The organism is Embleya hyalina, from assembly GCF_003967355.1.
Taxonomy (GTDB): domain Bacteria; phylum Actinomycetota; class Actinomycetes; order Streptomycetales; family Streptomycetaceae; genus Embleya; species Embleya hyalina.
Window position 1 is genome coordinate 56,075 of record NZ_BIFH01000021.1, and the last position, 12,757, is coordinate 68,831.

The 12,757-nt window shown below is 73.7% G+C and carries 11 protein-coding genes; 9 read left to right on the forward strand and 2 right to left on the reverse strand.

Going from position 1 to position 12,757, the window contains the following annotated elements; translation table 11 throughout:
- Window positions 1–5 precede the first annotated feature (5 nt).
- The 4 genes from EMA17_RS20905 to aroC are packed head-to-tail and all read left to right on the forward strand — an operon-like array spanning window position 6 to window position 4,062.
- The gene (locus EMA17_RS20905) at window positions 6–914 is read left to right on the forward strand and encodes an ABC transporter permease (protein ID WP_126638609.1); all 909 of its coding nucleotides are present in this window, start codon (window positions 6–8) and stop codon (window positions 912–914) included.
- Window positions 911–1,954 carry a zinc-binding dehydrogenase gene (locus tag EMA17_RS20910; RefSeq protein WP_126638610.1) on the forward strand — a complete coding sequence of 348 codons (1,044 nt, stop codon included), beginning with the start codon at window positions 911–913 and terminating at the stop codon, window positions 1,952–1,954. The genes EMA17_RS20905 and EMA17_RS20910 overlap by 4 nt, the downstream gene beginning before the upstream one ends.
- Window positions 1,951–2,781, forward strand: a complete 831-nt coding sequence (locus EMA17_RS20915) for a sulfite exporter TauE/SafE family protein (protein ID WP_126638611.1) — start codon at window positions 1,951–1,953, stop codon at window positions 2,779–2,781. Before EMA17_RS20910 ends, EMA17_RS20915 begins: the two co-directional genes overlap by 4 nt.
- A gap of 48 nt (window positions 2,782–2,829) precedes the next feature.
- A complete protein-coding gene (aroC, locus tag EMA17_RS20920) occupies window positions 2,830–4,062 on the forward strand; it encodes a chorismate synthase (RefSeq protein WP_126638612.1) in 1,233 nt (410 codons plus the stop codon).
- A 66-nt stretch (window positions 4,063–4,128) separates the two neighbouring features.
- Here the strand turns inward: aroC and EMA17_RS20925 are convergent, their stop codons facing one another.
- Window positions 4,129–5,319 carry an amidohydrolase gene (locus EMA17_RS20925; protein WP_126638613.1) on the reverse strand — a complete coding sequence of 397 codons (1,191 nt, stop codon included), beginning with the start codon at window positions 5,317–5,319 and terminating at the stop codon, window positions 4,129–4,131.
- Between the two features lie 92 nt (window positions 5,320–5,411).
- Between EMA17_RS20925 and EMA17_RS20930 the strand changes: the two genes are divergently transcribed.
- From EMA17_RS20930 to EMA17_RS20945, 4 genes are all read left to right on the forward strand, one after another.
- Window positions 5,412–6,572 (forward strand): PucR family transcriptional regulator, encoded by a 1,161-nt coding sequence (locus tag EMA17_RS20930; RefSeq protein ID WP_126638614.1) that lies wholly within the window; start codon window positions 5,412–5,414, stop codon window positions 6,570–6,572.
- 238 nt (window positions 6,573–6,810) lie between these two features.
- Window positions 6,811–7,845 carry a methyltransferase gene (locus tag EMA17_RS20935; RefSeq protein ID WP_126638615.1) on the forward strand — a complete coding sequence of 345 codons (1,035 nt, stop codon included), beginning with the start codon at window positions 6,811–6,813 and terminating at the stop codon, window positions 7,843–7,845.
- Window positions 7,846–8,107: 262 nt separating this feature from the next.
- Window positions 8,108–8,512 carry a hypothetical protein gene (locus EMA17_RS20940; protein WP_126638616.1) on the forward strand — a complete coding sequence of 135 codons (405 nt, stop codon included), beginning with the start codon at window positions 8,108–8,110 and terminating at the stop codon, window positions 8,510–8,512.
- Between the two features lie 171 nt (window positions 8,513–8,683).
- Window positions 8,684–9,382 carry a class F sortase gene (locus EMA17_RS20945; protein ID WP_246126795.1) on the forward strand — a complete coding sequence of 233 codons (699 nt, stop codon included), beginning with the start codon at window positions 8,684–8,686 and terminating at the stop codon, window positions 9,380–9,382.
- Between the two features lie 91 nt (window positions 9,383–9,473).
- On the opposite strand, the gene EMA17_RS20950 is transcribed toward EMA17_RS20945, so the two are convergent.
- On the reverse strand, window positions 9,474–11,177 hold the full coding sequence (locus EMA17_RS20950) for an FAD-dependent oxidoreductase (protein ID WP_126638617.1): 1,704 nt from the start codon (window positions 11,175–11,177) through the stop codon (window positions 9,474–9,476).
- A 356-nt stretch (window positions 11,178–11,533) separates the two neighbouring features.
- On the opposite strand from EMA17_RS20950, the gene EMA17_RS20955 reads away from it, so the two are divergent.
- Window positions 11,534–12,736 (forward strand): SchA/CurD-like domain-containing protein, encoded by a 1,203-nt coding sequence (locus EMA17_RS20955; RefSeq protein WP_126638618.1) that lies wholly within the window; start codon window positions 11,534–11,536, stop codon window positions 12,734–12,736.
- Window positions 12,737–12,757: the final 21 nt, after the last annotated feature.

Here is a 12,757-nt window from a genome sequence, read left to right on the forward strand (position 1 = left end):
ATGCCATGATCGACGACCTCGCCATGGTCCTGGGCAGTTCGGTCCGGCTCACCGTGCCGCTGGCGTTCGCCGCCTGCGGCGAATACATCGCGGAGCGCGCCGGCACCATCAACATCTCGGTCGAGGCGATGATGCTCGGCGGCGCGTTCAACGCCGTGTGGGGCGCCTCGATGACCGGATCCGCGTCCTTCGGCCTGCTCTTCGGCATGCTGGCCGGCCTGGTCATCGGCTTCGTGCACGCCGAGTTCAGCCACCGCCTGTCGGTCAACACCTACGTGGTCGGGCTCGCCCTGAACGCGCTCGTGCTCGGCCTGACCAGCTTCCTGCTCGACTCGATCGACCTGACCGGGCACCAGGTGGACGCGCTGAACATCCCGGTCCTGTCCGATCTGCCACTCCTCGGACCGGTGTTGTTCGCCCACCGATGGCCCGCCTATCTGCTGGTCGCACTGATCCCGCTGGTGTGGTGGCTGGTGCAACGCAGCCGCTTCGGCCTGGAGTTGCGCGCCGCCGGGGAGAATCCCCAGTCGGCCGACGTCACCGGGATCGACGTGCGCCGCCGGCGCCGGCAGAGCGTGCTGCTGTGCGGCGTGCTGGCCGGACTCGGCGGTGCCTACCTCGCGGTGGGCGAAGTGGGCGCGTTCAACCAGAACATGACCGCCGGTCGCGGCTTCGTGGTGATCGCGGCGGTGATCTTCGGCGGCTGGACGTTGCGCGGCACCATGGCCGGCTGCCTGGTCTTCGGCGCCGCCGACGCGATGCGGCTCGCGCTGCCCGCGCTCGGCGTACACCTCAACTCGCAACTGCTGATCGCCGCGCCGTACCTGCTGGCGCTGCTCGCGATGATGTTCCTGGCCAAGACGCATCGCCAACCGGCCGCGCTGGGCGCGCCGTTCGTGCGGGGGATCGTATGAGGGCGGTACGGCACCGCGGCCACGGCGGCCCGGAGATCCTGGAGCAGGTGGTCCTGCCCGACCCCGAACCGGGCCCGGGCGAGGTGCTGGTCGCGGTGCGCGCCGCCGCGGTCAATCGCCTCGACCTGCTGCAACGGCGCGGTCCGGGCCTGCTGCCGGGCTTCACGCTGCCGCACGTGCCCGGCATGGACGTCGCGGGGGACGTCCTGGCCGTCGGCGGCGGTGTGCGCGAGCGCCGGGTCGGCGACCGGGTTCTGGTCAACCCGGCGGTGCACTGCGGGAGTTGCGCCGCCTGTGGGCGCGGCGACGAGGCGTGGTGCGGGGCGCTGCGCGTGGTCGGCGGGAACCGGCCCGGCGGCTATGCCGAGTCGATCGTGGTCCCGGCCGGGCGCACCCACGCGATCCCGGCACACGTGCCGCACGTGGCCGCGGCCGGGCTGCCCACGGCGTACGGGATGGCCTGGCAGGGCCTGGTCGTACGCGGCGGCCTGCGCGCGGGGGAGACGCTGATGGTGCACGGCGCGGGCAGCGGGGTGAGCATCGCCGCCGTACAACTGGCCCGCGCGCTCGGAGCGCGCGTCGTGGTCACGTCCGGTTCCCGGGCCAAGCTGGACCGGATGGCCGACCTCGGCGCCGACGTGCTGATCGACCACCGCGCCTCGGACCTGGTCGCCGGGGCCCGCGCGGCGACCGGCGGGGCCGGCGTCGACCTGGTGCTCGACCACGTCGGCCCGGCGCTGTTCCAGGCGTCGCTGCACGCACTGCGCCCGCGCGGCCGACTGGTCTTCTGCGGGGACACCACCGGCACCGAGGCCGGCTTCGACCTCCCGCACGCGTTCCACAGCGGACTGACCCTGCTCGGCGCGGGCTCGATCGGCGACGCGGACTTCGCGGCCATGGTCGAGTTCTGCCTGGATCGGGAGCTGACCCCGGTACAGGACGGCGCGTTCCCGCTCGCCGACGCGGCCGCGGCACACCGGCGCCTGGAGAGCGGTGCCGCCTTCGGCAAGGTCACCCTGCTCCCCGGCGGCGCCCGATGACCCCCGCCGAGGCCCTGCTCGTGCTGACGGCGGGCCTCGGCGCGGGCACGGTCAACACGGTCGTCGGCTCCGGCTCGCTGCTCACCTTCCCGGTCCTGCTCGCCCTCGGCCATCCGCCGGTGGTCGCCAACGTCTCCAACACGATCGGCCTCACCCCGGGCTCGATCGCCGGGACCCTGGGCTATCGCCGCGAACTGGCCGCCCAGTCGGCCCGGTTGCTCCCGCTGTCCGCCGCCGCCGTGCTCGGCGGGGCGACCGGCGGCCTGCTCCTGCTCGGCCTGCCACCGGGCGCGTTCCGGGCGGTGGTGCCCGTACTGGTCCTGCTCGCCGCGGCGCTGATGGGCGTACAGCCGTGGTTGTCCGCCCGCCTGCGCGCACGCCGTACCACGCGCGAGGCGGCGCGGGCGGTGGTCCCGGCGGTCGTGCCGGCATCCTCGGCCGAGTCGCCCGCCGCGTCCCGCGCGGCCGGTGCCGGCGTCGGCGTGGCGCTGCCGGCCGCGGTGTTCGCGGTGAGCGTGTACGGCGGCTACTTCGGCGCCGCGCAGGGCGTGTTGCTGCTCGCGCTGCTCGCGATCGTGCTGGACGAGGACCTGAACCGGCTCAACGGCCTGAAGAACCTCCTCCAGGCGCTGGTCAACCTGGTGGCCGCCGTGCTGTTCGCGCTCACCGCCGAAGTCGCCTGGCTCCCCGTCCTGTTGCTCGCCCTCGGCTCGGTGGTGGGCGGCCGGGTCGGCGCGCACGTCGGCCGTCGGGTCCCCGCCCCGATACTCCGCACCCTCGTCATCGTCGTCGGCACGGTGGTGGGGGTCGTCCTGCTGGTCACCTGACCCCGCCCGGTCCCGTTCGACCGTCGCACTCGTGAAAGAAGGAATCCCATGTTGCGTTGGCTCACCGCCGGGGAGTCGCACGGTCCCGCGCTCACCGCCGTACTGGAGGGGCTGCCGGCCGGAGTCGAGGTGTCCTCCGCCGAGTTGGCGCACGCGTTGGCCCGGCGGCGGCTGGGGAACGGCCGCGGGGCCCGGATGCGGTTCGAGCGGGACGAGGTGGAGTTCACCGGCGGCGTGCGGCACGGGGTCACCCTCGGCGGGCCCGTGGCATTGCGCGTGGCCAATACCGAATGGGCCAAGTGGGCCGAGGTGATGGCGCCGGATCCGGTCGACGCCGACGGGCGCCGCTACGACGAACCGGGTCGGCTCGCCGATCGGGGCCGGGCCGCGGCGCTGACCCGCCCCCGCCCCGGACACGCCGACCTGGCCGGGATGCAGAAGTACGGCTTCGACGACATCCGCCCGGTCCTGGAGCGGGCCAGCGCCCGGGAGACCGCGGCCCGCGTGGCGCTCGGCGAGGTCGCCCGCGCGTTCCTGGCCAAGACGCTGGACGTGGAGATCCTCAGCCACGTGGTCCGGATCGGCGCGGTCGCCCTGCCCGGCGCGCTGGTGCCCGAGCGCGGCAGCCTGGATTCGATCGACGCCGACCCGGTGCGCTGCGTCGACCCGGAGACCTCCGCCGCGATGAACGCCGAGATCGAGGCCGCGCAGAAGGACGCCGACACCCTCGGCGGCGTGGTCGAGGTGGTGGTGTACGGCCTGCCGCCGGGTCTGGGCAGCTACGTGCACTGGGACCGCCGGCTGGACGCGCGCCTGGCCGCCGCGCTGATGGGCATCCAGGCGATCAAGGGCGTCGAGGTCGGCGACGGCTTCACCACCGCGACCCGCCGCGGCTCGGTCGCGCACGACGAGATCACCCCGGTCGCCCCGGGACACCCCGGCCCCACCCGGGTGCGCCGCGAGACCGGCCGCGCCGGCGGCATCGAGGGCGGCATGACCTCCGGCGAACCGCTCCGCGTGCGCGCCGCGATGAAGCCGATCTCCACCCTGTCCCGGGCCCTGGCCACCTTCGACGTGCGCACCGGCGACCCGGCCAAGGCGATCGCCCAGCGCAGCGACGTGTGTTCGGTGCCCGCGACCGGCGTGGTCGCCGAGGCGATGGTGGCCCTCGTCCTGGCGGACGCGGTCCTGGAGAAGTTCGGCGGGGACAGCGTGACCGAGACCCGGCGCAACGCGGAGGCCTACCTCGCGGCACTGCCGGTGACCGTCGCCGACGCGTGACCGTGCCCGCCGGGCCGAACACGGCGGACGGGCTCCGGGGTGACCACCCCGGAGCCCGTCGGCGGCTCAGCCCCCGGCCGTCGCCCCCGCGAGCAGCCGCGCGCGCAGGCCCTCGTCCAGTGCGGCGTCCACGCACGTCCACGCCATCGCCAGACCGCCGTCCAGCAGCGCCCGATCCGCGGCCGGCCGGGCGGCATAGGCGGCGAACTCGGCCTGGTGCAGCCCCACATCACCGGAGTCGATGGAGATCAGCGGCTGGATGGACGGGATCGCCAGCGACACGTTGGCCATGTCGGTCGATCCGGCCTGCCGGTCGTCCTCGGCGGTCACCGGCGGGAACTCCCGCCCCACCACCAGCGCGTTGCGCTCATAAGCGGCCAACAGCCCCGGGTCGTGCCGGAATTCCGAGTACGCGGGCGAGGTCGAGGACAGCGTCAGCCGCGACCGGGTGGCCACCGCGCCCGCTTGGAAACACTCGCGCACCCGCGCCTCCAGGTCGGTCAACCCGGCCAACGTGGCGGCGCGTACGTAGTAGTCGGCCTCGGTGTGCTCGGGGATCACGTTCGGCACCTGCCCGCCGGTGGTGGTGATCCCGTGCACCCGCTGATCCGGCGTCATGTGCTGGCGCAGCAGTCCGATCGCCACCTGCGCGACGGTCAGCGCGTCGGCCGCGTTGATCCCGTCCTCCGGGCAGGCCGACGCGTGCGCGGCGCGGCCGTCGTACTCGACGTGCAGTTGCGCGCGGGCCAGGCAGGTGGGATCGAGCCGCTCCCGGGGCGAGGGGTGCACCATCATCGCCGCGTGCACCCCGGCGAACGCGCCGCGCTCCAGCATCAGCACCTTGCCCCCGCCGTTCTCCTCGGCGGGAGTGCCCAGCACCCGTACGGTCACGCCCAGGTCGTCGGCCACCGCGCCCAGCGCGAGCGCGGCGGTGATCGCGGCGGACGCGATCACGTTGTGTCCGCACGCGTGCCCGATCCCCGGCAGCGCGTCGTACTCCGCGCAGATCCCGAGCACCAGCGGTCCATCGCCGCGCTCGGCGACGAAGGCGGTCGGCAACTCGCACACGCCGGGGGTGACGGTGAAGCCGTGTTCGGTCAGCTGCTCGCCCAACCATCCGCAGGCGCGCTCCTCGACGAAGCCGAGTTCGGGATGGGCGTGCAGACGGTGACTGAGTGCAACCAGCTCTGGTGCGGCGGCGTCCACCGCCGCCTGGGCGGCGGCCTTTGCGGGTGCCGCGAGGTCGAAGGCTCGCATGGGCGCATCCTGCCCCACGACGGACGTAACGGGAAGTGACCGAACGAAGTATCTGTTCCGCGTAACAACGACCGGCTAAGGTGCGGAAATCCATGATCGACAAGGCAGAAGTCACGGAAGACCGGACCCCGGTGCCGGACCGGGCCGAGGTGTTCGAGCGTGAGCTGAACGTCCTCGCCCTCTCCGGCGACGGCTGGCTCGCGATCCTGCGAGCGCTGGCCCGACGCACCGGTCGCACCGCCCGACTGGTGGGTGTGCACGGTGGTGTGCTCGCCGCGACCGACGACGGCACCGAGTCGATGACCCCGGTCGCGGTGGCCCACGTGTTCGTCGAGGACCGCGTGGTCGAGGTCACCTGCGACGAGGGCTGGCGGGCCTCGGCGTTGCCCGTACGGGTGGCCCAACGCCGGGTCGGACTGCTGCTGTTGGGCGAGCCGGACGGCGCCGCCGACGACGAGCCGCTGCTGCGCGCCGCGGTGACGGCGGTGGCGATCGAGGCGATCCGGCGGGACGCGGTCGCCACCGCGACCGCCGAGACCGCGGGTCGGCTGATCGACGAACTGCGCTACGGCGCGCTGCGCAACCTTGGCGATGTCACCCGCACCGCCGCCCGGTTCGGCCTGCACCTCGACCGCCCGCACTCCGCCGTCGTGTTCGCCTACTCCGGACCCAACCAGCGCACCTGGACCACCGCGCTGTCCTGGCTGGAGATGCCGGTGCGCCAGGAGGGCGAACTGGGCCTCGCGGTGCTCTCGGGCAACGTCGAACGCGAGATCAGCCGGATCCGCATCCGGCTCCAGGGCATGGTCGGCGACGTCCCCGTACTGGCCGCGGCCGGCCCCACGGTCAGCGATCCACGCGGGACGGCCCGCTCCTTCCACGACGCGGAGACCGTGCTCGGCCTGCTGCGCCGCCGTCCGGGCGAGGTACAGCTGATGTTCTCCTCGCTCGGCCTGGCCCAACTGCTGTTCGGCGTGCCGCCGGCCCGGCTCCAGGCGTTCGTGGACCAGCACCTGGGCCCGATCCTGGAACGCGAGGAATGGGTGGCCACGCTCAGCGCGTGGCTGGCCACCAACGGCAGCCGCGCCGCGGTCGCCGAGCTGCTGCACCTGCACCGCAACTCGGTCGGCTACCGGATCGGCCAGATCCGCGAGCTCCTCGGCGCCAACCCCCTCGACCCCGAGGTCACCCTCCAACTCCAGGCGGCCCTGACCGCCCGCGAACTCCTCCTGGCCCTCCGAGAGGTCCCCTGACACCCCCGCGAGCACGACCGGCCCCCGTGCCGGCCGCCCGCAGGCGCCCGAGTGGGGCCATCCGGATGACTCCCGGGCGAGAGTTCGCGTCGATCGGCCGCGCCTCGGTGGGATGCCGCCGGGTGTGGGTCACAGTCGTTCCAGCCCCGGTGCGGACCGCCGGGACGTCGACGCGCGGGCCGATCCGGTCGAGCCCGCCGGTTGCTCGGGGTGTTCCAGCGGTCGAGAGGCGATCAGCATGACCGAAACCGACGTGACCCGTACGCCGCAGGCGGCCACCCGGCTGCGCGAGCTGGCGTTCGGCGCGATGTCCGCCGGCGCGCTCCGCGCCGCGCTGCGCCTGGGCCTGCCCGACGCGCTGGGCGACACCTCGGCGACCGTCGAGGACCTGGCCCGCGAGGTGTCCGCGCACCCCGGGGCACTGCACCGCCTGCTGCGCGCGCTCGCCTGCCAGGGCGTCTTCGCCGAGGAGCCCGACGGGCGCTACACGCACACCGAGGCCTCCCGCCTGCTGCGCGCGGACGCGCCCCGCAGCATGCGCGACGTGGCGCTGTGGACCACCGAGCCGTGGACCTGGGAGGCCTGGCCGCACCTGGACCGCGCGGTGCGCTCCGGCGGCAGCGTCTTCCCCGAACTGCACGGCAAGCAGTTCTTCGACTACCTGCACGAGGACGCCCCCGAGTCGGCCGCCGCGCTCGACCGGGCGATGACCCAGTCCAGCCGGACCTCCGCCCAGGACGTCACCGCCGCGCTCGACCTGACCGGCGTGGACTCCGTCGCCGACATCGGCGGTGGTCAGGGCCTGGTCCTGGCCACCCTCCTGGAGCGCGACCCGACCCTGCGCGGCACCCTGCTCGACCTGCCCGGCGTGGTCGCCTCGGCGGATCGCCGACTGCGCGACGGCGGCGAACTCGCCGCCCGGGCGACCCTGGTGGGCGGGGACTGCCGGGTGGACATCGGAGTGCGGGCGGACCTGTACATCGTGAAGAACATCCTCGAATGGGACGACGACAGCACCCTCCGCACGCTGCGCAACATCGTCGCCGCGGCCGCCCCCGGTGCCCGGGTCGCGGTGATCGAGAACCTGGTCGACGAGACCGCCTCGATGCGCTTCACCGCGGCGATGGACCTCCTGCTGCTGCTCAACGTCGGCGGCCGCAAGCACACCAAGGACAGCCTGCTGACCCTGATCGAACAGGCGGGCCTGCGCGGCCGGGACGTGCGCGCGGTGAACCCCTCGCTGCACATGTTCGAGTGCACGGTCCCGGCCTGATCGGCCGCACCCGACCCACCGGACCCGCCCGGCCCACTTCGGCCACGGATAGTCATGGCCGACTACCGTGAGCTAAACATCCGACTGCTCCCCGGGGGTGAAGCCGGTCGGGATATCCGCCCGGGAGGCCCAGAGCGGGGCCCCGAATGCAGTCACGCGGGTCGCGGGGGCGCCGGCGCCGTTCGATGGTGATGAAGGCGCCTCGCCGATCCCCGTTGCCGATGCCCGTCGGCAGTTCGCGAGCGCCGGAAGGAATATCACGATGCGTCGTGCACGCGCTCTCGTCGCCGGTTCCGCCCTCGGCTTCGCTGCCCTGACCCTGGCGGTTCCGGCCGCCTACGCCGATGCCCCGGCGCCGGTGAAGCCGGACAGCGGCTCCTCGGCCCCCGGGAACGACGGGCAGGAGAAGTCCTGGTCCGGTGAAGGAAAGTGGACGCCCGACAAGGGCGGCGAGTCCAGCCAGGACAAGGGCGGCGAAGGCGGCTCGCACGAGAAGTCCTGGAAGGAGCACAAGAGTCCGCACGGTGGCGTGCACACCGGCATCGGCGGCTCCTTCCTCGACGACGGTGCCGCGCTCGGCACCGGTGCGGCCCTGATCGCGGGTGGTGTCGGCGTCGGCATCTACGCGCTGCGTCGTCGTCCGGCCGTCTCGGCGGCCCGGGCCTGACCCGTCCCGCCCCAGGCAACACACGCCGTGGCCACCGCCCTTCCCGGGGCGGTGGCCACGGTGACGTCGTCGGCCGCCGGCTCACCCCCGAGCGCGGCCCCGACCCGCTCCGCCGGGCCCGCCGCGTGAACCCGGCCCGGGTACTCCTCCGGCCAGGAAAGAGGCATCGCCTTGCACGACCCGGCATCGTCCACCGAGACGTCCGAGCCCGCCGCGCCGCGCCGCGTCAGCGCCGTCCGACTGATGGTGATCGCCGCGGTGGCGATCCTCCTGGGCGCCCTGATGATCAAGCACGACCTGAGCAGCGACTCGGGTCCGCCACCCCAACCCGTGCCCGCCGCCGCGCAGCCGAGCGCCGGGTCGAACACCGCCCCCTCGCCGACCCCGACCCCCGAGGGCGGGCCGGCGATGAAACGTTCGGAGCCGGTGCGGATCAAGATCCCCCGGATCAAGGTGGACGCCCCGTTCATCGGGCTCGGCCTGAACTCCTCCGGGGTCTTGGAGGTCCCGCCCGCGGGCGACCGCAATCTGGCCGGCTGGTACGAGGACGGCGTCGCCCCCGGCTCCCGGGGCAACGCGCTGGTGCTCGGGCACGTCGACACGATGATGGGCCCCGCCGTCTTCTGGGGACTCGGCAGCCTCAAGGCCGGTGACATCGTGGAGATCTCGCGCGCCGACGGCAGCGTGGCCAAGTTCGCGGTCGACTCGGTCGAGGCGTTCCCGAAGGACGCCTTCCCCGACGAGCGGGTGTACGGGAAGACCCGCGATGCCCAGTTGCGGCTGATCACCTGCGGCGGCACATACGACCGCAAGGCCAAGGACTACAAGGACAACGTGGTCGTCTTCGCCCACCTGCTGCCCCCGGAGTAGCCGGCCCGCGCCCGCGCACCCCGTACATCCGCCCCGAACACACCGCGGCCGGCCCCGGACCTCCTCCCGGGGCCGGCCGCCGCGCGTCCCGCTACACCTGCGCGTCCCCGCCGACCTTCGCGGCCTCACCGCCCCGCTCGCCCCGCGCCGTCCGACACGCCACCGCGCCCAACACCGCCATCAGGGTGTCCTCCGGATCCGGCTCGGCGACCGGGACCCGCCAGGCGACGAACCCGTCCGGGCGGACCAACACCGCGCCCTCGTCGGTGACTCCGTGCACCTCGGCCCAGTCCACGTCCGGCGCGGTGACCAGGTCCACCACCGCGGTCTCCGCCTCGGTGCCCACCCGGTACACCGCGACCGGCACGCCCAGGCGCCGGCTCGCGCGCTGCGCCGACCGCTGCCACGCGGCACCGGCCGGACCCGCGCCGACCAGCAACACCGGCGAGGTCTCGTACAGGTCCAGGGTGGACACCCGGGTGTCGTTGCGGCGCAGCCACAGGTGCGGCGCGCGGGTGCCCGGCTCGCCGTTCGGCGGCCGGAACCGCTCCGGCAGCACCGGCAGTTCGGGGTCCGCGCCGAGCACGGCGGCGGACGCGTAGCGGTAGCCCAGGACCACGCCGAGCACTCCCGGCTGCCTGCCGCCGCCGACCGTGGGCGCGGCATACCCCGGGTGGCTGTGTTCGGCCGAACGGGTGGACGCGCGCGCGGCCGTGGCCACCGCCACCGGCCGGCGCTCCGCCTCGTAGGTGTCCAGCAGGTCGGCGCCCGCGTGCCCGTTCAACACCGCGGCCAGCTTCCAGGCCAGGTTGTGCGCGTCCTGGATCCCGGTGTTGGACCCGAACGCGCCGGTGGGCGACATCTCGTGGGCCGAGTCGCCGGCCAGGAACACCCGCCCGCAGCGGTAGCGTTCGGCCACCCGCTCGGCGGCGTGCCACGGCGCCTTGCCGGTGATCGTCACATCCAGGTCCGGCACCCCGGCGGCGGCGCGGATGTGCGCCACGCAGCGCTCGTCGGAGAACGCCTCGATCGGCTCGTCCTCCTCCGGATGCCACGGCAGGTGGAAGACCCAGTGCTCCCGGTTGTCCACCGGCAGCAGCGCGCCCTCGCCCCGAGGGTTCGTCAGATAGCAGACGATGAACCGGCGTTCGCCGACGTGCGCGGCCAGGTCGCGCGAGGTGAACGTGACGCTCACGTTGTGGAACAGGTCGCCGGGCCCGGTCACCTCGATGCCGAGCGCTTCGCGCACCGGACTGCGCGGACCATCCGCCGCGACCACGTAGTCGGCGCGTACGGTGAGCCGTTGCCCGGTCTCCCGGGTCTCCACGATCGCCGTCACCCCGTCCTCGTCCGGTACGCAGGACCGGAGTTGGGTACCGAAGCGCACGTCGCCGCCGAGTTCGCGGGCGTAGTCGGCGAGTACCGGCTCCAGATCGTTCTGACTGCACAGGCACCACGACGACGGGCTGAACTTCGCCAATCCGCCGCCCGGATCGATCTCCTTGAACAGCCACTCCTGGATGTCGCCGGCGATGGTGTCCGCCTGGAGGATGCCGTGGTTGTCGGCGAGCACGGCGGACGCGGCGCGGATTCGATCCTCGACCCCGGCGGTGCGGAACACCTCCATCGTGCGCACGTTGTTGCCGCGCCCGCGCGGATGCCGCGAGGTGTCGGCGTGCCGCTCCACCAGCATGTGCGGGACGCCGAGCCGGCCCAGGAAGACGGACGTGGACAGCCCGACCAGCGAGCCGCCCACGACCAGGACCGGCACCCGGTGTTGGATCTCGGGGTTCATCACTACTCCTGCGTTGGTGAGGACTGCGGACCCGACCGCCGTCGCGAGCGGAGGAGGTCCGTCGGGCTCCTCCTGTTCCCGCTGATCGCGGCCGGCCGGTCGTCGTCGCCCAATGTCACTCATATGCCCTCAAAAGATGCACAGGGTGATGATCGGCCGCCACGCTCGAAGTCGAAGCCGGGTCCCGACGGACGGATCGGGCGGGTATCCGGGTGTGATCGCGCGAGCGGCGCGACCGCCCGCGACCCGCTCGACCTCCCCGTGCCCCGGGCGGCGTCGGCGCGACCCGGTCCCCCGGGAGCGCCCTCGACGGGCGGGCACGACGTTCGGCCGAATCCCATGACCAAAGGACTGACATGGACACCCTCGTCCACTCCACGGCGAATCCCACCGCCGACACCACGTCCAAGCTCCGGGTGCTGCTCATGCTGGAGCTGCACGAAGGGTCGGAGCAACGTTTCCTCGAGGCCTACGAAGGCATCCGCCACCAGGTGGCCGCCGTTCCTGGGCACCTGCGCGACCAGCTCTGCCAGTCCATCGAGGACCCCAGCCAGTGGCTGATCACCAGCGAGTGGGAGGGCACCTCCCAATACCTGGCGTGGGTGGACAGCCCCGAGCACCAGGTGATGGTCCAGCCGCTGCACGGCTGCGTGCGCGGCACCCGTTCGCTGCGCTTCTCGGTGGCCCGGGAGACCGACCTGCGCGCGCCCGACGGACCGGTGATCACCACCGGCGCCCGCGCGCCGAAGGGCAAGGCGAAGGCCGGCGCCACGAGCAAGGCGAAGGCGGCCGACAAGGCCCGCGCCGCCGCGCCGGCCGCCCCCGGCGTGGTGCGCTGCGCGCTCACCTTCACCGTCAAGCCCGGCAGCGAGGCCGAGGTGGCCCGCATCCTCTCCGGCTACGAGTCGCCCGAGGCCCGGGTCAACCCGACCACCTCGCTGCGCCGCACCTCGGTGTTCATGCTCGGCAACCGCGTCGTACGGGCCATCGAGGTCGAGGGCGACCTGCGGGCCGCACTGCGCCACGTGGCCGAGCAGCCCCAGGTCCGCGCCGCCGAGGAGGCGCTGAACCCGCACCTGGAGGAGGCGCGCGACCTGAACGACTCCGAGGCCGCCCGCGCGTTCTTCATGCGCTCCTCGCTGGCCGAGGTCTACCACCTGAGCGCGCCGGCCAAGAAGTCGGCCAAGAAGGCGGCCACCACGAAGACCACCCGCCGCGCGTTCCTGTACCCGGTCCGGCACGGCTGCGGCGAATCCGCCGCGACGCTGCTGCGGCGGCACGACGAGCAGGCGATCGCCGTCGCCGGCGGGCCGATCGCGCACAGCCAGGTCTTCCTGCGCGGCGACACCCTGATCCGCGTGCTGGACCTGCGCGGCCCGGCGGACGAGGACCCGGCGCTGCTGCTCGGGGTGGACCGCCGCGAATCCGCCGCTCGCCTGAGCCGACTGCTCGAACTCGGCGAGGACGGCGAGTTGGACACCGACGAGGGGCTGCGCCGACTGCTGGCCGCGTGCGAGACGACCCCCGTCACCGACCGTCGCGCCGCGCGCGACGCCTGATCCCCCGGGGCGGCGCCCGAC

Excerpts from the sequence above, each read along its gene's own strand:
- EMA17_RS20905 (WP_126638609.1), top strand. The coding sequence starts at position 6 with ATGATCGACGACCTCGCCATGGTCCTGGGCAGTTCGGTCCGGCTCACC.
- EMA17_RS20940 (WP_126638616.1), top strand. The coding sequence starts at position 8,108 with ATGCGTCGTGCACGCGCTCTCGTCGCCGGTTCCGCCCTCGGCTTCGCT.
- EMA17_RS20915 (WP_126638611.1), top strand. The coding sequence starts at position 1,951 with ATGACCCCCGCCGAGGCCCTGCTCGTGCTGACGGCGGGCCTCGGCGCG.
- EMA17_RS20930 (WP_126638614.1), top strand. The coding sequence starts at position 5,412 with ATGATCGACAAGGCAGAAGTCACGGAAGACCGGACCCCGGTGCCGGAC.
- EMA17_RS20950 (WP_126638617.1), bottom strand. The coding sequence starts at position 11,177 with ATGAACCCCGAGATCCAACACCGGGTGCCGGTCCTGGTCGTGGGCGGC.
- EMA17_RS20935 (WP_126638615.1), top strand. The coding sequence starts at position 6,811 with ATGACCGAAACCGACGTGACCCGTACGCCGCAGGCGGCCACCCGGCTG.
- EMA17_RS20910 (WP_126638610.1), top strand. The coding sequence starts at position 911 with ATGAGGGCGGTACGGCACCGCGGCCACGGCGGCCCGGAGATCCTGGAG.
- EMA17_RS20955 (WP_126638618.1), top strand. The coding sequence starts at position 11,534 with ATGGACACCCTCGTCCACTCCACGGCGAATCCCACCGCCGACACCACG.
- aroC (WP_126638612.1), top strand. The coding sequence starts at position 2,830 with ATGTTGCGTTGGCTCACCGCCGGGGAGTCGCACGGTCCCGCGCTCACC.
- EMA17_RS20925 (WP_126638613.1), bottom strand. The coding sequence starts at position 5,319 with ATGCGAGCCTTCGACCTCGCGGCACCCGCAAAGGCCGCCGCCCAGGCG.